General features: G+C 27.8%; 28 protein-coding genes. 3 read left to right on the plus strand and 25 right to left on the minus strand.

What is annotated here, in order from left to right:
* Positions 1–539, minus strand: a 539-nt coding sequence (locus BLA33_RS04780) for a DUF603 domain-containing protein (RefSeq protein WP_075226635.1), incomplete at its 3' end; no start/stop codon positions are given.
* A 175-nt stretch (positions 540–714) separates the two neighbouring features.
* Here BLA33_RS04780 and BLA33_RS04785 point away from each other — a divergent pair.
* Positions 715–1,422: a hypothetical protein gene (locus tag BLA33_RS04785; protein WP_029347007.1), complete on the plus strand. Its 708-nt coding sequence runs from the start codon at positions 715–717 to the stop codon at positions 1,420–1,422.
* A gap of 71 nt (positions 1,423–1,493) precedes the next feature.
* Here BLA33_RS04785 and BLA33_RS04790 read toward each other — a convergent pair whose 3' ends face one another.
* Positions 1,494–2,255 (minus strand): hypothetical protein, encoded by a 762-nt coding sequence (locus BLA33_RS04790; protein ID WP_029347006.1) that lies wholly within the window; start codon positions 2,253–2,255, stop codon positions 1,494–1,496.
* 429 nt (positions 2,256–2,684) lie between these two features.
* Between BLA33_RS04790 and BLA33_RS04795 the strand changes: the two genes are divergently transcribed.
* Positions 2,685–3,461 (plus strand): site-specific integrase, encoded by a 777-nt coding sequence (locus BLA33_RS04795; protein WP_031489988.1) that lies wholly within the window; start codon positions 2,685–2,687, stop codon positions 3,459–3,461.
* Positions 3,462–3,466: 5 nt separating this feature from the next.
* Here the strand turns inward: BLA33_RS04795 and BLA33_RS04800 are convergent, their stop codons facing one another.
* The 6 genes from BLA33_RS04800 to BLA33_RS04825 form a co-directional block, all read right to left on the minus strand.
* Entirely contained in the window at positions 3,467–3,892 is a 426-nt protein-coding gene (locus BLA33_RS04800) for a DUF261 domain-containing protein (RefSeq protein WP_075226637.1), read from the minus strand.
* A gap of 57 nt (positions 3,893–3,949) precedes the next feature.
* A complete protein-coding gene (locus BLA33_RS04805; RefSeq protein ID WP_075226639.1) occupies positions 3,950–5,284 on the minus strand; it encodes a DUF244 domain-containing protein in 1,335 nt (444 codons plus the stop codon).
* 677 nt (positions 5,285–5,961) lie between these two features.
* Entirely contained in the window at positions 5,962–6,672 is a 711-nt protein-coding gene (gene bdr, locus BLA33_RS04810; RefSeq protein WP_029346980.1) for a Bdr family repetitive protein, read from the minus strand.
* A 12-nt stretch (positions 6,673–6,684) separates the two neighbouring features.
* Positions 6,685–7,227 carry a chromosome replication/partitioning protein gene (locus BLA33_RS04815; RefSeq protein WP_029346979.1) on the minus strand — a complete coding sequence of 181 codons (543 nt, stop codon included), beginning with the start codon at positions 7,225–7,227 and terminating at the stop codon, positions 6,685–6,687.
* Positions 7,228–7,267: 40 nt separating this feature from the next.
* Positions 7,268–8,008 (minus strand): ParA family protein, encoded by a 741-nt coding sequence (locus BLA33_RS04820; protein ID WP_031489958.1) that lies wholly within the window; start codon positions 8,006–8,008, stop codon positions 7,268–7,270.
* Positions 8,009–8,054: 46 nt separating this feature from the next.
* Entirely contained in the window at positions 8,055–9,161 is a 1,107-nt protein-coding gene (locus tag BLA33_RS04825) for a plasmid maintenance protein (protein ID WP_075226641.1), read from the minus strand.
* A 387-nt stretch (positions 9,162–9,548) separates the two neighbouring features.
* Between BLA33_RS04825 and BLA33_RS04830 the strand changes: the two genes are divergently transcribed.
* Positions 9,549–10,565, plus strand: a complete 1,017-nt coding sequence (locus tag BLA33_RS04830) for an ERF family protein (protein ID WP_075226643.1) — start codon at positions 9,549–9,551, stop codon at positions 10,563–10,565.
* 37 nt (positions 10,566–10,602) lie between these two features.
* On the opposite strand, the gene BLA33_RS04835 is transcribed toward BLA33_RS04830, so the two are convergent.
* From BLA33_RS04835 to BLA33_RS04915, 17 genes are all read right to left on the minus strand, one after another.
* A complete protein-coding gene (locus BLA33_RS04835) occupies positions 10,603–11,025 on the minus strand; it encodes an Mlp family lipoprotein (RefSeq protein ID WP_029346922.1) in 423 nt (140 codons plus the stop codon).
* 140 nt (positions 11,026–11,165) lie between these two features.
* Positions 11,166–11,732: a Bdr family repetitive protein gene (bdr, locus tag BLA33_RS04840; protein WP_075226645.1), complete on the minus strand. Its 567-nt coding sequence runs from the start codon at positions 11,730–11,732 to the stop codon at positions 11,166–11,168.
* Between the two features lie 99 nt (positions 11,733–11,831).
* Positions 11,832–12,185: a BBA14 family lipoprotein gene (locus BLA33_RS04845; protein WP_029346923.1), complete on the minus strand. Its 354-nt coding sequence runs from the start codon at positions 12,183–12,185 to the stop codon at positions 11,832–11,834.
* Positions 12,178–12,513, minus strand: a complete 336-nt coding sequence (locus tag BLA33_RS04850; RefSeq protein WP_031489785.1) for a BlyB family putative holin accessory protein — start codon at positions 12,511–12,513, stop codon at positions 12,178–12,180. The genes BLA33_RS04845 and BLA33_RS04850 overlap by 8 nt, the downstream gene beginning before the upstream one ends.
* Complete coding sequence (locus tag BLA33_RS04855) at positions 12,503–12,850, minus strand: BlyB family putative holin accessory protein (protein WP_029347222.1); 348 nt, start codon at positions 12,848–12,850, stop codon at positions 12,503–12,505. Before BLA33_RS04855 ends, BLA33_RS04850 begins: the two co-directional genes overlap by 11 nt.
* 3 nt (positions 12,851–12,853) lie before the next feature.
* A complete protein-coding gene (locus tag BLA33_RS04860) occupies positions 12,854–13,048 on the minus strand; it encodes a BlyA family holin (protein WP_029346924.1) in 195 nt (64 codons plus the stop codon).
* Between the two features lie 71 nt (positions 13,049–13,119).
* Positions 13,120–13,938: a DUF685 domain-containing protein gene (locus BLA33_RS04865; protein ID WP_029346925.1), complete on the minus strand. Its 819-nt coding sequence runs from the start codon at positions 13,936–13,938 to the stop codon at positions 13,120–13,122.
* A 9-nt stretch (positions 13,939–13,947) separates the two neighbouring features.
* Positions 13,948–14,553, minus strand: coding sequence for a DUF735 family protein (locus BLA33_RS04870; RefSeq protein WP_075226647.1), 606 nt, complete (start codon positions 14,551–14,553; stop codon positions 13,948–13,950).
* Between the two features lie 5 nt (positions 14,554–14,558).
* On the minus strand, positions 14,559–15,437 hold the full coding sequence (locus BLA33_RS04875) for a DUF276 domain-containing protein (RefSeq protein WP_029346927.1): 879 nt from the start codon (positions 15,435–15,437) through the stop codon (positions 14,559–14,561).
* Positions 15,434–15,766 (minus strand): contractile injection system sheath initiator, encoded by a 333-nt coding sequence (locus tag BLA33_RS04880; protein ID WP_029346928.1) that lies wholly within the window; start codon positions 15,764–15,766, stop codon positions 15,434–15,436. Before BLA33_RS04880 ends, BLA33_RS04875 begins: the two co-directional genes overlap by 4 nt.
* Positions 15,767–15,797: 31 nt before the next feature.
* Positions 15,798–16,346: a DUF777 family protein gene (locus BLA33_RS04885; RefSeq protein ID WP_029346929.1), complete on the minus strand. Its 549-nt coding sequence runs from the start codon at positions 16,344–16,346 to the stop codon at positions 15,798–15,800.
* 11 nt (positions 16,347–16,357) lie between these two features.
* The gene (locus BLA33_RS04890; protein ID WP_029346930.1) at positions 16,358–17,299 is read right to left on the minus strand and encodes a DUF693 family protein; all 942 of its coding nucleotides are present in this window, start codon (positions 17,297–17,299) and stop codon (positions 16,358–16,360) included.
* Positions 17,300–17,302: 3 nt separating this feature from the next.
* The gene (locus BLA33_RS04895) at positions 17,303–17,884 is read right to left on the minus strand and encodes a DUF792 family protein (RefSeq protein WP_029346931.1); all 582 of its coding nucleotides are present in this window, start codon (positions 17,882–17,884) and stop codon (positions 17,303–17,305) included.
* A 23-nt stretch (positions 17,885–17,907) separates the two neighbouring features.
* Positions 17,908–19,185, minus strand: a complete 1,278-nt coding sequence (locus BLA33_RS04900) for a DUF759 family protein (protein ID WP_075226649.1) — start codon at positions 19,183–19,185, stop codon at positions 17,908–17,910.
* 7 nt (positions 19,186–19,192) lie between these two features.
* Positions 19,193–19,429 (minus strand): DUF1322 family protein, encoded by a 237-nt coding sequence (locus tag BLA33_RS04905; protein WP_029346932.1) that lies wholly within the window; start codon positions 19,427–19,429, stop codon positions 19,193–19,195.
* Complete coding sequence (locus BLA33_RS04910; RefSeq protein WP_029347228.1) at positions 19,426–19,872, minus strand: DUF1473 family protein; 447 nt, start codon at positions 19,870–19,872, stop codon at positions 19,426–19,428. Before BLA33_RS04910 ends, BLA33_RS04905 begins: the two co-directional genes overlap by 4 nt.
* Positions 19,873–19,887: 15 nt before the next feature.
* Positions 19,888–20,316 (minus strand): DUF1463 family protein, encoded by a 429-nt coding sequence (locus BLA33_RS04915; RefSeq protein WP_029346934.1) that lies wholly within the window; start codon positions 20,314–20,316, stop codon positions 19,888–19,890.
* Between the last annotated feature and the right edge of the window lie 10 nt (positions 20,317–20,326).

The following is a 20,326-nucleotide window of genomic DNA, read 5'->3' on the forward strand; positions in this document are numbered from 1 at the left end:
TTACTTTTACTATCAACTTCATGAGCAGCAGCAAGTCTTTTCATACATTCATAGTAAAGCTCCATTTCTCTTATTGAACACTCTTTTATAAGATCATTAAGCTCAACTTTTAAAGAATTAATATTTTCATTAACACATTTTGCATTTTTCTTGTTACATTGTTTATTTAAAGAGTCAATTTTAAATCTTAAATCGTCTATTTTTGAAAGCATACTAGCAAGTTCAATACTAGAATATTGTTTGAATGCACGTATAAACCCTAATTCTAAATTAGCGCGCTCTAAATCCAATTCGCCTTTAACTTTTTTGGCTTTAACTTCAGATTTAAAAGTTTGTGCTACAAGGTGTTCAAAAGTATCCTCACTAATTGTTACTCTAGAGTCCTCATTAACAGAAATCTCCCCACTTTCCCATTTTTGTCTCATTCTCCACACATTTACTCTAGAAACTCCGAGCCTAGCTGCTATTTCTTTATCACTTAATGATCCTTCTCTAAAATATGCAACATAATCATCAAAAGATCTTTTAACTTTTTTCAAAAGCATTTCTCCAAAGTAACAAAATTAACAAATTATTACTCTAAATAATAAACCAATTTAATAAATTGTTAATACAACCCGTTAAATTATTTACATCTATTAACTGCTGATCTATATTAAAAATGCTTATTATTATAAAAATCAAACATTCAAAATATATAAAAGGAGAATTTATATGTTTCAAAAACAAATATTTATAATATTTTTATTATTTATATTATTTTTATTGCTTTCAAAAGGACCCGGGGGTTTTTCATATAATCAATCTAAAGACGATGGGTATATGGAAAAATATTTTCATAAGAAAGGAAAAACAGCTGTAAAGCTTTCCTATTTTCATACTTCAAGGATAGTAAAAGAAAGTCCATATTGGGGCAAAGGAACTTTATCTACTATCTATACAGGAGAAGATGAAAAGTTTAGTGGTCTTAGTTTTATCAATTCAAGGTATATTAAATACGGTAAAAAAAATTATTATAAAATGTTTACTGTAAGATACTTTTACAGAGAAAATGAAAATGATGATTATGGATACCCTATGTTAAGGGATAAATATATTACCCAAATAAAAATTAAATTTTCTTTTGATAATGAACCACAAGAAATTATAAGAGAATTAAATGAAGGATTTATAGATGGAAGAAACATGTGGGAACTTCATAAAACACATTTCTATAGCCGTGAAGAGTTTTTTAGGATTCATTTAAAAACTTCTGACCCAGGCATAGAAAATTTGCTTCCAAAATTATTAAAACATAAAACTGTAACAATAACAATAGAAGTTCCCGGAAGTGAAGATCCTGAAAAACAAACTTCATCTATAACTTTTGATCTTGATGGTTTCCAAAGATTATACAATAAATACGGCTCATATTTTTACTAAAATAACAGAACAAGACTGATTATTAGTCTTGTTCTGTTTAATTTATGTTTTTAAAAACAATTTTTTTTATTTTATTCTTTTTTACTTTCTACAGCCTCTTGTCCATTATTTTCAAGCTCTTCTTCAATCTGTTTAAGTGCATCATCTATTATTCCTTTAGTCATATCGCTAGTACCAGCGCTACTAGAATAATTTGCACTTAAACCTAATTCTTGGGCCTTAAGCCAAGCTTGTCCTCCAATTTGCCCTTGACCTTTGACTTGCTCGCCACTAGTTTCTCCAGTTGTACTATCAACTTGGCCTTTAAACTCTTTAAATTTCTTTTTAGCCTCTTCTAAAGCCTTTTTTCTCTCATCTTTTTTCTTTTTCAAGCTCTCTTCAAAATCCTTTAATTCCTTTTCAAGTTTTTCTTTCTCTTCTTTTTTATCTTTTAATTTTTCATCTAATTCTTCTCTTATTTTCTTTATCTCTCCTTCGTACTCAAGATATGTTTCAATAGGAGTTTTTTTATCCGATTTTTCTATCTTACTCTTTAATTCTTTAATTTTTTTTTCAATCTCTTCTTTTTCTTTATCTTCTTTTTGTTCTTGTTGACCACCACTTTGTGCCGCTTTTAATACAGGTGTGTTATCATGGCGACTTGACGGTAATGTTGGGGATGGATTAAATAGGCTATTATTAGGGTCATCACCCTGCATTAATTCTTTATCTAAAAATCCCTCAACTTGTTCTTTTGCGTTTTGTTTTAAATCTTCACTACTTGCATAATTCTTGCAAGAAAGTATCAATGCAAAAACAGCACAAATAATAAACATTATCATTTTTTTATTCATAAGTTCCTCCGTAAGTCTCAAAGATAACACAATCTCTAATAAATACAATTTTTTAAAGATTTAAATATATAATTTTGTTACATTTCGGATTACAAAGTAACAAAACTCAAATGTAATTTTAACCAACTCTCAAAAATCTCTCCATTGCAAATGGCGGGGTCATTACAAATGATTACAAAACAGATACAAATTAAATTTCAGGGTCTTTGCTATATATCACTTAAAGTATTATATCTTTCTTAAGTGCCTCCCCTAGAAATTGCCACTTCCGCTTATTACAGCTATCCTACATCCCAAATTCTGCATGCAATGAGAAGCACCATAATTTGACTAAAATTTTAAGTTTTTTGTAAAATAGAAACTACAATTTCTATATATTTTTATTACTTTTACTTAATTTAAAAGTAACACTTATAAGGAGAGGACTTTATGGATGTTAATAATTATCTTAATTTAAATAAAGGTGATACAGATTTTTTCCTCAAAATATTTAAAGATTATCTAAAAGTTATAGATGAAAATAAAATTCTTAAAAATACTCTAAAAAATTCAACTAAAACCAAAAAAGAGAATCTAAAACCCAGTCCTAAGTTTTATATAACTCCAAAAACTAGCAAACTAATTGAAAAATGTATAAAAAGGCTAAAACAAATTGATCCAATATCCGGCTGGTTTGTACATCTACTCTTAATAAGTGGATGTAGGGGTACTGAAATGCAAAAAGTAAAAATGGAAGATATTACTACTATACCCAGCGAAACTGGTGAAATTCTTTACAACATAAAAGTAAATGTAGCAAAAAAAAGAAGTGTCGCTTGTATTAGAGAAATTGTCATTAGCTCTGAAGAGTACAACGCTATTCAAGCAGCACACAAAAATCATTTTGAAGATAAAAATCTTGATACAAGGCGTACTTATCTTTTCCAAAAAACTAAACACAAGTTTAAAGACAATCAAATTAGCATTATCCATATTTCTAATAAATTCAAAAATCTTCTTAAAAAATCAGGATTCAAAGTAAATAAATCACTTCATTTATGCAGAAATTTATTTATTTCAAATTTAAAAGCTAATGGTTATAATTCTTTTCAAATTAAAGAACTTATGAAATACTCTTCAACCCATGAAATTGATAATATCTACGGACTCTCTTCTGCTAACAAAATTCAAGCTTATAAATACGCCAAAAATAGCTTAAAGCTGTAGTATAACTACTTAAGCTTAAATATTCGCTTTGAAGTTACTTTAAATATTTTTCCACGAGCCCTTAAATCAAGTGAATCATATAATATTTCTTTCTCTTTTGTAGCAATAAAGTGTGTTCCATTAACCCCCGTGATTTTAACTTCACTTATTTCAAATTCATTTGCAGCTGCAAAGTAACCAAAAGATTCATATCTCACACTAGTTCTAATACCATAGTAATTTAGTATCATGCAAGGATTTTTAATAAAACAATTGCTTTTAATGTATCCAAGTCCTAAAAATCTGCGATACGCCACATTTATGCCAAAAGCATTAAATTCAATATTCTTAAGCACACTTGTATAATAATGCAAACATAAAAAATAGCACCCCCATCTCTGTATTTCTCCGAGTAAACTCCTATTGTTTTGTTTTATTTTACTAATAAGCATTTTTTAAACCTCCTATGTTAAATAATTTTTTTAATTTTTTTATTTTTAGTGCCCCATTCAAAAGGGGACACTATTTTCATATGCTATATTACTCATATTGCTCGGCACAAAGACTTTATTATTTATTGGTGCAAGTTCTTTAAATCTATCTGCTATTGCTCTTTTTTTAGGATCATAATTGAATACAAATTGTTTGAATCTGTAATTCCTATGATTTATTAGTGGATACTCATCCATAATCTTATCAATTTTAATTTTGAGCAAATCTTTTATAGGTTTTTCTCTTTTTTTGTTTTCATTTTGAATTTTATTTAGTTCTACTTTTAAGTTATTAATCTCAATAAGATTGTGTTCAAGATTTATAGCAGACTCCTCAGTTTGAATCTCAAAATTTACACACTCAACATACTCTACAAATTCATTTATCCAATCAAACTCAACTCCAGATTGATAAAAATCACTCTTTACTACCAACTCTTCAATCTCTTCAACAAGCTTATTAAACGTATCATTATCAATATTGTTGGATATTAATAACTTAACCTGATTGTTTTTAACAATTTCGGTTCTTATATTGAAAACTTCACGTTCACATTTAAGAACAAAATTAAGCACTTTTGATATTAAAGAATCATTTCTCTTTATCTTACAATTAACTGGTGCAGCGTCTATTAAAAAGAACAAATTACAATACTCAAGTCCAGTACATGCTAGTTGCATTTGCGCCTGCACATAGTATTTGAAAAAATACTTACTACTTAAAAAATTGCCATTTTTATTATACTCTTCAATAGCACTACTTATATAAGTAGAATCACTACTCTTAATCTCTAAAAGCTCTATATCACCATAAATATTCATAAACCATCCATCAATTGTTGAGCCTACTAAAGGCTCAAAATTGTCTATTTTTTTGAAATAATTATATTTGTCAACGCCGTTGGCATATTTATTTTTATACAAAACGGCAATATTATCACCATACGCCTTAACAAATTCTCTAAATCCTAAATTTTCCAACTCTTTACCTTTTAACATGTATAAATTCTCTTCAAAAGGCAAACTCATGCCAAAATATTTAAGCACACTATTTATCATTACGTCTTTAAGACCAGCGCCACCAATTACAACAGTCCCCACTTCACTAGCTCCATATTTATCTAGCTTGCTTCTTTGCAAACTAAAATCAATATTACGATTAAATCTAAAACACTCTTGACTACTTATTCCTGGTAATTTTTTGCCTATCTTGCTTAATTTGCTTTTTTCTTTAATTGGAAGAGCTTTTTCCTCAAATACTTCACATCCAGTAAAACTTTGTTGCTCAGCATGTATCATGTTGGACACTCCATTTTGAATATTTTCTTGATTTTTTTCTGAAACATTGTTCATAATGTACTCCTTATTTTGTTTTATAAAAATAAATATATAGCAAAAACTATTTTTGCCAACTTTTTTACAAAAATTTTTGCAAAAAAATGAGGGCTTAGCCAAATTCTCTAATTAAAGAACTAAGCTAAACCCCACTAAATTGAGTTTATTTAAAATAATAGCAATCCTTTATAGCTATATGTATAGTATAGCAAAAACATTTTTTGTCAATTTCTTTATAAGAATTTTTGCAAAAAGTGGGACTTAACTGAATTCTTTACTTAAAGAACTGGCCAAGTCCCACCAAAATGAAGCCTTTGTTTTATATGTGCGACACGACGAACATATCATGTAATATTTACTATAATATAGTAAATATTTTTGTCAATTTTTTACAAGAATTTTTACAACAAAATAAAGACTTTATTAAATTCTCTTATTAAAGAACTTAATAAAGTATGGTGGGATACTTAACTGAATTTATTTTAATAAAAATAATTCAACAAATTAACTATAGTTTTATTTCGAATTAAAATCAATTTGTCTTTTTCCAACAAAAGAACTTATTTAAATTCTTTTTGTTAAAAAGTTTGAATAAGTTCTAATTTAGAATAGATCAAAAATAAACTGTTGCTTTTTAATAATATCCATTGGCATTATAATAATGCTACTTAAAAATCAAATTATGAATTATTTCATTATTTAATGTATTGTAAATATTTCATAAATAAAGCATTTAAAATTGGTCCGAGAATTGCTGCTGCGAGTATCATAAAATGTATTAGTCTGTTCCCCATATTAAGATCTTTACGCAAATTCTTTACTTCATTATCTATCCTAGCATCTAAACCATTCATCTTGCTGGTAAGTTCATTTTTAACATTGTCTATCTTAGTATTTAAATTGGTATTTAAAATAGATATTTCTTTTTGCAAATTCTTTTCTACATTATCTATCTTGATATCTAAACTATTCATCTTAGCGGTAAGTTCATTTTTAACATTGCCTATCTTGGTATTTAAAATAGATATATCTTTTTGCAAATTCTTTTCTACATTATCTATTTTGGTATCTACATTATCTATCTTAATATTTAAATTCTTTTCTACATTATCTATCTTAATATTTAAATTCTTTTCTACATTGTCTATTTTAATATTTAAATTCTTTTCTACATTGTCTATTTTAATATTTAAATTCTTTTCTACATTGTCTATTTTAGTGTCTGAATTAGATATATCTTTTCGTAAATTCTTCTCTACATCAATCAATTTTTCTTTTAAATATTCGAAGTTATAATTATCATTATGAAGAAAAACAAAATCTATTGCCTCTTCACTAAACCCTATGTTTAAAAATTCATTTTTTATACTTTCTATGTTATATGTTCTGTACGCTAAATTGTTCATAAAATCCAAATATTATCCTTTTAATTGTTTATATTTTTTTAAAAGCTTGTTAAGAAAATCCTTTTGATTTTCAAGAAGTTCTTCCAAAATAAACGCTGTAAATTTAGCATGATTTTTGTAAAAATAGTAGCTTTCTTGTTTTTTAAGCTGAAATCTTAAGGGTTTTATCGGGTTTTGTTTTGACTTTTTTATTGTTTTACTTTCTTTATTTCTTAATATAATTAACGTTTCCAGTATGCCATTTTTTATTAGAAATTCTTCTTGTATAACCCCATCTTCTATTGCATTAGCAATTTTTAAATAATTATAGACCTGTGCTCTTGCAAGTCTATAATCTTTAGAAAAAGCTTCAAAACTTTTATACCCATCAAGTTTATAATATTCATTATCTTTAATTTCTTTTAAAATTTTTAAAGTTTCTAACTTACAATAGATTTCTTTTTTAGAATTAATTTTTAATTTTTCTTTTAAAGAATTATAATGATTTAATGCACTATCAGCAATAATATAATTTCCATTATCGCTTAAATCTCTTTTGTTTACCTTAATATCCAACTTAAACTCCTTTTATATTTAAAAGTCTAATAATTAGACTTTATATTTTTTTAAAAAAAATTTCTAAAATATTTTTATACTCTTTTATATAATCTTTATTTAAATCAAAATTATTATTTTCTGCTATTCGTCTATTTAAGTCTTCTCTTTCAGATATTATTCCCAAAAACCCATCTTTTGTTTTTAACATTTCAAACAATGTTTTATGTGTTCTATTTTTTCTAAATCTTGTTATTATTAAAAATATAGGTAAAAATAAATTCAATTTTCTTACAAAGAAATTAAATAAATCCAAACTTTCCACTGCCCACTTTTCAGCTGTCATTGGAATTATTATATAGTCACTACATAAAAGTGCATTTTTTAATGTAACATCTAAACTGGGATTTGTATCAATTACTATATAGTCATATTTATAATGCAAAGTTCCCAAACTGGTTTTTAACAAAAAATCTTTATATTCGATTTTATCTTCACTAAAATTATGTAGCGTAAGATAGCTAGGTATAAGATCAAGATTATTATCTATATTTATAATAGTACTATCAATATCCACATTTTCTTTTAAAATCTCATAAATATTAAATTTGGTAAAATTAATACCTAGTTTTTCTATTTTTTCGTAAAAATAACTAGTAATAGATGCTTGAGTATCCATATCAATTAAAAGAACTTTATTATTTTTTGATAATAAAGTCGACAAAATGATTGCACTTGTGCTTTTACCAACGCCGCCTTTAATTGAGGCAATTGTAATTACTTTTGTTTTTTTTTTATCCATTTTCTAAAAATTCCTTGTTCTGTATATTTTCCTCCATATTTAATCCTCATACAACCTTTTTGCTGAATTCTTCTAGCATTGGAGAATTATTTTCATTTTGCATTATTTTTAATAATTCATGATAATATGTATCAAATACTTTATTATATTCTAATTTCTTTTTGTTATTCAAATAAGCTTTTATAATTGGCTTTATAATTTCAATATTTGCCTTTTCTTTTAGCCGTTCAATAAGTATGTTGAAAATGTTTTTCTTTATATTCTCACAATCTTTTTGTGAATTTTCTTTTTTAAATTTAATCGATTTCTCTAATTTAAACGTTATTTTGCTTAAATCGTTATATTTTTGATGTTCAATAATAAAATGCGGCTTATTTTTGTAGTTTTCATATATTTTTTTAAATTCTGTTTCCAATTGTTCAGTATTGTATCCGTTTTTTTCTAATTGTTTTTTGGTATTTTCTAGAATTTCTTTTAGTTTATTTTGCTTATCTTTAAAGCAAGATTTATTTAAAAATAAAAATTTATTTTTAAATAGCTTAGTCTCAATCATTTTTGAGGCTTTAAGCATTTTAATTTTTGATCCTTTATTAACATCTAATTTTAAAATAAAAGGAAGAATTTCTTTACATTTAAAGTTACATTTATTGAAATATTTGATTATTTGACACTTTTCTATCTGTTTTTTCTTTTCTTCTTTTGTGTTATTATTTATATTACTTAAACACTCCTCAAAATCTACACTCCCATTTTTAGTAAATTTCTCTTTAAGGCCCATTTCAACTCTTTTTTCAAATCTTGAATGTTTTTTTCCTAAAAAGAATTTGTTTATCTTATGGTGACACTCTTTTTTTTCATAATTAAGTTTATAGTAAATTTCAGTGCCGCAATTTACACCCAAGTGTTTATGGTAGTTTGTTGTGACTTTTAGCTTTTTTGCTAATTCGTAAAGATAATTTTGCAGAGTTTTTAGCTTAACGGGATTTTGACCATTTCTTTTTAGGTTTTTATTAAAGTAATAGAGTATGATGCTTTGGATATATTTTGGATATTTTTTGTTTATGTATTCTAGTGTTGAAATAAGAACTATTAATTTATGTTGATGCTTATTGTGGCAATTTGGACTTTTTGTGTCATTTGATAAATGCTCCATTGTATTAGGCTCCTTATTTTGTTTAATAATAATTATAAATAATATAATGCAAAATTTTGATTTAAAAGTAAATACTTTTCTAAAAAAATATTAAATTCTAATTATTAATTTTGTTAATTAAATTCACTTTTTATAATTTGGTAAAAATAAATTGATTTTAATTTTAAAATGGACTACACTACAAATAACGTAGTTATTTGAACGTGTTTCAGTATGACTACCTTATTTTGTTAATTTGCAAAAAATGTAATATAAGGGTTTAGCTTAATTCTTTTATAAAGAGAATCTAGCTAAGCCCTCATTTTTTGCAAAAATTTTTGTAAAAAAGTTGGCAAAAATAGTTTTTGCTATATATTTATTTTTATAAAACAAAATAAGGAGTACATTATGAACAATGTTTCAACAAACAATAATCAAAATATACAAAATAATATTCAAGCAAAAATAAGCTTCAGAAAAGATATGAAAACCCTAAAAATGAATTTACCAGGTATTGACAAGAGTCTTAAAGGATATGGATACAAATATCAGAATTTTAACGAAATAGTTAGAGAAATAAAAAACGTTATTAATAAGCACAATTTGGAGCTTGATTTTGAGCAATTCCCAACTTTTACACATGATCCATATGGTAGAGTTCATGTTGTTAGGACCACATTCTACAGCACAATCAGTGGGTATGAAGAGTCTTTTGATACACCAATACTTACAGAAAATTTACAATGGAATAATGAAAATGGGTCTAAAAGTGTAAATACAACGCCACAACTAGTTGGTTCAGCTATTACTTATTTTAAAAGGTACGCTTTAGTTGCATGTCTTAACATAGAAAGTGAAGTTGATACTGATGCAGCCCCTATTTACAATAATTATGAAAACGGGAATTCTATGCCCAACAAGCAAGTTAATATCAATCAAGAACAAGTACAAAAAAAGGAACAAAAACAAGAGATTAATCAAATTCAAAAAAATAACACTATTCAAAACCAGAGAAGAGATATTAATCAAGAACAAAAAAAAGATAGGCTTTATTATTATGGGGTTTTTAAAGAAGCGTTGTCTAATATAAAAAATTGGGTAAATAGCGCTACAACAAAAGATAATATAAACTCAATTATTCAAAAAATAAGTTTTATTCAGAAAATAGACCCCAATAATGTTGATGATATCAAGAAAATTGAAGCTGATTTAATTGCGCATTTTGAGAAAAATAGTGATTTTAAGAGTATAAACTATTGGGCAGAGATTATAAAAGACTATTTTAAGAGAAATAATAGATTAAAAGATTTACAAGATTTTGAAAAGTTTATGGCGTTTAAGAGGACTGCTTATGGCCCTAGCCCACTATTATTCTTTTGTACGTTGAAAGAAGATAAACAATTTGATTATATATTTGCGGCATAGCAATATGTTTAAAGCCCCCAAATAAGGGGGCTATTAGTTAGAATTGACTGTTACAAGTTGCTTGATTTACATTATCTATATTATTGCCCCCAAGGGCTGCTTTAACTATTTCTTTAAAAGTGTTTTTTCCTTCATCATTTCCATTGCATTTATCAAGTTGAGTTTTTATGTGTTCAAGTGCTGATTTTATTTTAGATTCATCATTTCCTAAGAATTTAATAAATTTTCCTTCATCAGTTAAAGCGGTTTTTAACCAATCAAGTTGTTTTTTTTGATCATCATTTAGCTTTTTTTTAAGCAGTTCTTCTGGAGATTTTGGTTTTTCTGTTTCGCTTAAATCACGTTTTTTTATGCTTTTTACTTCCTGATTGTTATTCTTATTAAAAGCGTCATTATTATCGGAATTACAGCTGTTTAGTAGAATAAAAAATAAACAAAATAATATATTGATGATCTTCATTCTCCTCTCCTCTTTTATTAGTAATGTTTAATTTAATTATTGCTACTAAATATTGAATAAACAATTATTATTGAATTTTTCTTTTTAAGAGGATTGTTTGGAAATGATAAATTATATATTTTGAGGATTATTTGTAATTTCTATTTAGAAAACCCATTAATTATCGACGTAATAATATTTGCTATGCTAGATATAGCAATTGGAGCTATTATTATTGTAATAATAATTATTAATCTGTTGCTTATATTAAGTTTTTCTAATAAAAATTTTTCATGAATTTTGAGTTTTTCGTCAAGGTTTTGTTTGAGATTTTTTTCTAAATTAGACATATCTTGTTTTAAATTCTTTTCTATAGTGTCAATCTTGGCGTCTAAACTATCTATTTTGATATTTAAATTTTTTTCTACGAAATCTATCTTAGTATTTAAATTTTTTTCTACACCATCAATCTTAGTAGTAAGTTCACTTTTAACACTATCTATCTTAGTATCTAAATTCTTCTCTATACTATCTATCTTAGAAACAAGATTATCAAACTTTATTCCAAATTGTTTTTCTAAATTTTCTAAATCTCTATATGTAAGTTCATTGTGATAATATCTTTTAGATAAATCTTGTGCTATTAGTTGTTCCATCCCCAATCGTATAAACTCATTGTATATTTGTTCTTCAGTTATGCTTGTAGTATTTGTTAGCACGGTTTTCACAATATTTTTCCTTTATATCTTATTATACACTAGTTTAGTTTGCGGGGTCTATTTACACATATGAAGTATATTTTCTTGCAAGAAAAACCTTTTTGTAATTTACATTTTTAAATAAGAATATTGATTATAGACTTTTTTAGCTATAGGTTTTGTTTTTTGAATATACTCTAAAAGTAGTTTGATATTATATTTTATTGAAGTTATTGAGTGTTCGTCTTTTAGTTCTGATAAATCAGGATAAGTATATGTTGGGTAATTTGGATCATTAACTTTAGATTTTGTTTTACTTAAGAATGTTACAAGATACATAACATAATCTGATAGTTGCGCCTCATATTTAGTCAAAGATTCTAGTGTTTGAATAATTGGCGGCTCTGGCTCTTCTGGTAAACTAGCAATAGTAGTACAGCATAGTAGTAAAGTAATTAAGAAGTAGTTTGATAATTTAAGCATTTTCACCTCTTTTGAGAGCGTTTACATATTCTTTCATGATTTTATTACGCTTTGCTTTTAGTGAAGATATGATTCTTTTATTTTTGCTGTTAGAAATAGCTTCTATTATCTCAATGTTGCAGTTCACAATGTCTTGTATTTCTTTAAATATTTTCATTGATTCGGTTGTTTCCATAGACTTTAGTGATCCTATGTATGTTTTGTAAAAAAAATCTATTACCCTGCTAAAAGTATTAATGTAGTTATGATCTATATTAGTATCAGTTTTAGCTATGTTGGTTAAGCTGGATAGTAAATTAAGCCCTAAGCCAATAGTATTATTTTGCATTCTTTGTTCTTTCCTTATAGATAGGTTTTCCTTCTGGATTGAATTTCAGATCATTAGATATTTTTAGATTTTTTTCATCAGAATTAACTAGATCAATACATTGATTGATTTTCTCATTTATTGGGGCTAGTATTTTTAATATTGTTGGGGTTAATGCACTCTCAAGTCTTTCCATATTAGATTTGTATATTAATGCATAATGAGAATACAGTTCATAAACTAAAAAGAATCCCTTGTGTGCCATCTCATCAAATTCATCTTCAAATTTAGAAAATATATCAATCAAGTTTGATAAAGACGCAAGTCCAATTTCAACATTATCTTTAGATAATTTCATAAATTAATCCCGTTTTTTAATATGATTGTTGCCATTTCCATTTTTAAAAATCTTGCCTATTACTATAGATAATATGTCTTTTAGTAGTGGTTTTAGAAGAATCAACCCTCCTAGAACTAGTACTGTTACAAAAATCATTACGGCTATAAGTTTTATTTCGTTTAAATTAATTAGAAGTTCTGTTATTTTAATATCCATTTTTTAATCCTCGATTTTAATTTTTACATGTATATATTATATACCAAAACTTTAATTTTTGCTAAAAAAGTTCACAGTTTTAAAAGAACTGGAATTGAATTTCCTGATGTGTATGCTCTTTTTTGGACATACCATCCTTTGTACATAGGAACTCTACTAGATAGTCCTCGTGGGGCATAGGATTGTTCATAAACCATACTTTTTTCAGTTTCATCGTTATACTTTAGATATACCGCTTTAGTAGTTATATTGTTATAGTGTTCTACATCAAGCTCAATATCAAGATAAATAGGATAATTATCATTATATTTATAAAAAACAAGAGTAGCGGTATCGGAGTTTTCCATTTTGATAGTTATTGATTTATCTTTATATTCATATGAATAAAGTGTGGGCCCAAAAGCAAAACTTCTACCATGCGTAAAATCAGACGGCACTCCCAGTAATTGTTTAGGAATTGGTGTTTTTTGAATGCTGCTTGAATTAGGCATTATCAAAAGATTGTCACTTCTAGATAGAGTAGCTGATGATATACTATTTGTAAGTTGTGATTTTATTTTGCTAAAAAGGTTAGAAAGATTAGTAGAATCATTGTTAATTAGTTTGTCTGTTATTTTAGTATAAATTTTTTCTACAAAATCTGTATTGGCTGCAAGTTCTTCAGCAATTGTAGACTTGATTATTTCTTTAAAATAGCCGAGCCCTTCGCCCTTAAAGGTTTTGTCTTTAGTGGTTTTCAAAAAATTTTCATAAGTAATAGCATTGCTACTTGCAACTCCATCATCAAGTAGTAAAAGGTCCGTGTTCTTAACCTCATTAACCCTATTCAAATCTTTAATTTGTACTGTTTCTTCTTCATCAATTAATAATTTTTCTTGATCTACGGCCATTAAGCCCCCCTAATCATTAAAAGTGATAATATTTTTACCATCTTTGTCATTAATTTTAAGAACCCTACCTATAGGAATAATTCTCTTTATGAACGCATAAATTGAATGATCATAGTCCTTAGGAAGTGAGTTGAATACTAAAGTTTTTTTAGAAGCAGCGTATCCTGATTTTTTTTCTCTAATTAGTATCTTTTTAAGTAGTTTACCTTTTGCAGTGCTGGGTGAAATAAATGTAGTAAAGTTTGTTTTTATAGCCCCTTTTAAAGAGATATCAATAACACCAGCATCGGGTGTAGTAATTAAAACATCCACATTTAAAAAAGCCTTAAAAATTAGTCTAAATGATTCATCGGTGCCAATATGGCGCAAAGCAAAAATAACACTATTAATATTGCTTGTAATGCTTTTTAAAGTTTGAGTTTTTGCATAAAAAATTGATAAAACTTGAGATAGCCATATAGCAATATATCGTGATTTAACGTTTTCTTTTGCATCAATGGATATGAAGTTAGAATTAAGCACTTTAAGCTCATTGAGCAGTTTTTGTGCGTATTCAGTTTCTGTAATTAGAAATTTATGAACTTGAGTATCTTTTAAAAAATTGGGTATTTTCATAATTTTTAATTATCAATGTCAATAAGCAGTCGATCAGTTGTATTGAAAAGTAGCATTGTATCATTAGTAACGGCAATATCTTTGTTTGTTTGAAAATCGCCATCGCTAATGCTTGAAATACTTTGAGTATCTGTATCTTTAACATAAGCTTTAATTTCCATTGACCTAATTCCTTTTACTTCGTTAACTGGAGCAAAAAAGTCTTGATATTCAAAACTAATTCCCATATCAGAATAGTTGTTTGAAATAATCCTAGAATATATGTCTCTAATTTGAGCGTCTATATTTAAGTAGAGATAGTTTTTTAGATCAAGTTTGTACTTTACTTTCATATAAACATATTTTCTTTTGCCGAGTGATATTTTGTAGGATTTAAGCTGTCCAGTTGAGTTGAGGCCATCAATTTCTATGTCTCCATCAAGTAAAGTACCACTAGGAGTTGTAAGATATAATGTTTCCCAAAGTTGAGCCTTGAATTCAGAATTGTTAATATTAGTTTTACCGCTATCTAGTAAATCTTCTTTTAGAATTAGATATATATTGGCTTTACCAGCTGAACTTTTGATATTAGCATGCTCTACTCCAGTAAGATTAAGTAAAGCAGTGCGAACCGCACTGTAAGTTGTGCTTTTAGAAGAGATGTGTTCTTCAATAGCAGCCCAATAAGTACTACCCGGTTTCATTTTAGAAAAAAACAGATTAAGTTCATTAATTATTTCTTCTTCAATTAATGCTAAAGAAGATGCAATTATGTTGTAAATTGAGCTATGATTATTATCAATATTAATACCATACTTTACTCTTAAGTATTCTCTTTTAGATTTTACTATATCCTTAATTGTACGTTTTAGAATGCCAAAATCAGAATCAAAAACAATGCTCATAAATCAAACTCCATGTTCAAAACATCGCCCGGGAAAAAAAAGGATATATGTACTTTATGGGCTTGTATTTCAATTGAGATATTGATTATATCTAAGTTAAGCTCCTTAGATAGTTCATGAAAATAGTTTTTTACGGCTTGTAGATTATTAATTTTGAGCAATTTTAAAAGTAAGAAGTAGTCTAATCCCCAATTAGGAGCATAACTTAGACTACCCTTTAGAGTTTTAAGAAAGATAAACAGCTGTTGTTTTTGCTCATTAATTCCATCAACAAGCAAAACATCATTATTGTACACCAAATTGAAATTATCACCAATTCTTAAATCCATATTGATTTAATTATATCATATTTAGCAAAAATTACTTAAATAAACTGTTGATATCAGCAGTAATTCTAGAAGTTGCTATTCTTAAGCTTGCCTGATCAATTACTGAGTCCCCTATGATAGTTATACCATTGATAGCACTTATAATATTATCTAGAATTTTTTTCAAGCTAGTTGTTTGGTTGGCTATTTCAATCGTACTAGTTGTTTTGATTTTAATATTATCACAAATTAGATTCAAAGTTTTTGGACCAATTGCGCTAAGAATGTAAAAATGATGTTTGTCAAAATGAATATTGTCATTTTTATCAAAAAGATTAATGCTTGATTGAAGTAGTAAAACAGTATCGCCTTTTGATAGTTCAAGGCTGATATTAGATATATTTTTTGTGTGAATTTCTAAATTTTCAAATTCTGGCATTGTAACTATAGCCTCTTGGGTTTTCTGTTTAAACGTCTTTACAGTGCCAATTCGAGCTATAAAAATGTTTGAATAAATCCAATTTTTCATGTCTTCTTGTGCTAATGCATGCCCGTAAAGGCGCTGTTGCATTCTATAAATTTCATACTCTTCTTTGTTCATTTTAAATCCCTTTACCTTCTTAATCTAATACTATTAGAATCATCATATAGTTTAAGTATTAATGAGCACTCACCCGTGTTACTAAGTTTGGCAGTTGTTTCTTGTATAGTGTTTTTGATAATATTTCCTAGTCCATCAATGAATGAAACTTTATCACCGACATTTAGTTTGTGTGTGTAAAATGTTTTGGCGTTCCAAAATGTAAGATTCACCTTGAGCGTGGTACCCAAAGTAATTTCTTGTTGCGGGATAAACTCAAGTCCATAATCTTCTAATGCCTCGTAGTGTACATTTTTCCCCTCTTTTTTATATTTGGTAAATATAATATTGCAGTCATATCCCTTTACACCAGTACCAATATCAGCTATTATGTTATGAACATATACTCCTTTTATTTTGTCGATGAACTCTTTTGGTGTTGATGCATAAATATTTTTGTCAATAATTTGAAGTCTATCTTTTTCATCCATATTAATAATATTGCGATTGGGAAATACAGATTTTATTGCCTCTTCAACTGTTATACCCTTAAATTCTTTACGCCTCAACTTTCTATTGAAAAAGTTGCTTTTAGTTAGTAAACGAACGTCAAGCTCGACACTAAAATCTCCACCGGGATAATCAGTACTCATAGGGGGTCCTAAAGTTCCAGCCATTATAAAATCAAATCTTTTTTCATAGGCAAATTTTTTATAGTATATTTTTACTATATCTCCAAATTTAATGTCGTGGGTGAAGTCTAGAGGCAAGTTCCAAAGTACAATTTTTGCTTGTTTGGAACTTATAGTATGAATATTTGAATACACGTTGGATATGGAAATATCAACATGAATTCCATCTTGTGTATTTATTATAATTTTAGGAATTTCTTCAGGAAAAGGAATTCCATCAATTGATTTTTTTGATTTATCTATATTGTAAAATTCAATCTTAAAGTCGTAACTTAGTAACATAGATTATCCTTTATATTTTTCTAATGTGAATGTTTTTACTATTTCTATTGAAAGATTTACTTCAACTTCATCAATGAATGGAGTGTCTGTAAATGAAAGACTTGTAATTATAGCTAATTCTTTAAGGCCAAAAGTTGGGCTGTAGATAGTAAACGGAACTTGAGCTTGCAGTCTATTGGCTAGTTGTTCTTTTACAAGGTGAGCATCAAAGCGGAGCAAAGAATTGCCAAAAACAGTCATTTTGAGTGGCAAGAGCATCTCTTTATATAAAGAGGTCAACACCCCACCGCTTAATGAGATATTTTCACCCGTCATTACGGGATTGTAACTTACATATTCTGCTTTTCTATCATAATAGTTGATAACCGGTCTTTTAGAACAGCCAGTATTATAGGTTCGCGATATTAGCTGGTTTTTTGGTCTCACAAAGAATAATTGGGGAACATAGCCAAATCCCCTAAGATCTGGTCTAGGAAATAGCACTAAAAAATTATCTGCTCCAAAAAGAGCAAATATTTGGGTTGTTACATCTTTTACTATTTGAAAAATATCATTAGACGACATTTTTTCACTGTTAATAGCCATAAGTAATTACCTTTTTATCAAAATTATGGAGTATCGTTATTATTATCTTCATTTTCTTTGCTTTTTGGTCTTGATTTAGGTGGACTAGGGGTAGGTTCGAGATTATCTCTAAAAGCCCTACCAATTAACGGCAAATTGGCAAAAAGGCTTTTTAACCCTTTAAAAAAAGGCTCAATAACATGTGTTTGAAAAGTAAATCCATTAAGATAATCAGTGACCATTTTGATGAATTTAAGTAATGGATCCAGAACGGTGTTGGTTAAGTTTGAAAGAGTTTGCTCAGCTGAGGCCAAATTGCTATCGATCTCTTCTTTGGTGTCGGCTTTTTTTGCAATACCTAAAGTTTTGTAATCGCTCATCATTTCAACCATTTTAGTAATTCTAGATTCTAGATCTACTTTAGCTCCGCTTTGCCAAGCTATTTTAGCATTTTCTATATATTTGTCGCCAATCCCCGACCTTTTCAGTAAATCGAAAAGCTCATCCCCTTCTCCACCAAGGAGACTATTAACAGCTTTTACAGCATCCTCACTGCTCATAGCACCGCTAGATTTTATCATAGCTGAAAATTCTATTGCTTTTTTCAAATTATCTGTACTTAACCTATCTAAATCTCTTAAAGTACCTTTAAAGACGCTCGCCTGATGCAAAAACTCTTCTTTTTCTAAGTCACGCTCAAATCCCTTTATTCCACTAAGAATCCCCCTTTTACCTTTAGCTCCCATAATCGTATCACGTTCTTCTTTTGTAAAAAACGCGCTATTGAGAAGTTTAGTTCTATTCGTTTTGGATGCTTCTTCAACCGATTTTTTAGCAAATCCCAAAAATCCTCCTGCTGCTTTACCCATAGCATTGCTAATAACATTTCCTAGGGCACTACCTATTGCAATTTTGGCAACAAGTCCTTTTCCTTGAGAAGCCGCCATCATTTTATTTTTTGCCTTTGATTCTTTTATAAGTTCTTTATACTCCAGGCGTCTTTTATCCCTATCAGACATTAAAGATCTTTTGAATGCCTCTTTTCTGGCTTTTTCAAATCCCATGCCTTGTTTTATAAGCTTTTTAGTTTGTGTAAGTCTATATTTCTCAACGCGCTCTCTTAAACTTTCAAATTTGGATTGTCTGCTTAATTCTTTTTTCTTATCTGCCAAATTATTTTTTACAATATCTTTAGTACTACCCAAACTAGATTTTCTAGGCTTAAGATATTTCTCCATTTTGGTAATATCTTGTTCGATAGACTTTTTTGTTGCTGCATGATCAAGAATACCTTTAAATTTAATGGTGAATTTGTCCCTCATTAAGCCCTCATTTACTTAGAATTAATTCATACAATTCTTTTTCTAATTTAAAATCGGCGATTTGGTTGACTTCAATAAGCTCATCATAAGGCAATTTCTTAACATTTTCGTACGAGCAAATATTCATTATTACTGGAAAGTAGTACTTATTGTTTTTTATCTCATCAAGCAAGTTAAAATACTTTTTTCTGATCTCATTAAGACTTGCAAGAGCTTGATTAAGCTCTCTATTTCTTTTGCTCATTTAGTATCTAGCTCATTAGAATTTGATGTAAGTGAAGCAGTTACTTTTGTATAATCAAAATTATCATTGATATAGTCAAAAGTAACAAAATCACCAACATTATTTTCATATTCACTCAGATATACTAAAGCGGGGGTTTTTAGATCATTGTCCATATGAAAAGTATTAAATTGCGCGGTGTAAATAATAGCAACAAGATAATCCTTGTAGTAAGAAATAAATTCTCTATTTGCATCTAGAATCGCATAGAATTCGTCTAAAAATTTTGGACTTATCATTAAGCTTGTAATTTCTCTTAGATATTTCACTTCATTAAGCTTATAAACAGCATCACCTTGATTAAATCCCAGTACCTTGTCCCATTCATAGACCGGCAATACTTTAAGTGGGTATTCATAGGTTTTGTTTTTAGTCAAAATTTTCATTTTGTATCGCATTATCATAGTAAAATTCTCCTTTTAGTTTTTATTTGGGTTGGTTTTTTGGCAATTAATAGCTCTAATTTCAAAAGTAACTTTTTCGGCTTCTGCTGAATAACTTCTAGATGGTTCTTCAGTAAAAATTGCATAGTTAGTAATAATTTTGGTAGCAATTCTGTCATTGAATACTAAATCAAGCATTTTATCATATTTGCTAACATCCATATTATAAAACTGATCATCTGAAATTTCAGTTAACAAAATATAGTCATAACTACCTAGAGTAACTTCAATATTGAAAATATAAGTTATGGTTTTAGGATCCCTCAAGCTTATTACAGGCATTCCCTTGTCTTCATTACTAACCATTGCTCTTGTTGTAGGCTCACTTGTAAGTTCTAACTTACCACTATGCAGTTGTCTACCACCGATTGAAAAGTAAACTTCGCGTAAATCATAAAATTGCATAATTTTTCAC

The organism is Borreliella garinii, from assembly GCF_001922545.1.
Lineage (GTDB): Bacteria > Spirochaetota > Spirochaetia > Borreliales > Borreliaceae > Borreliella > Borreliella garinii.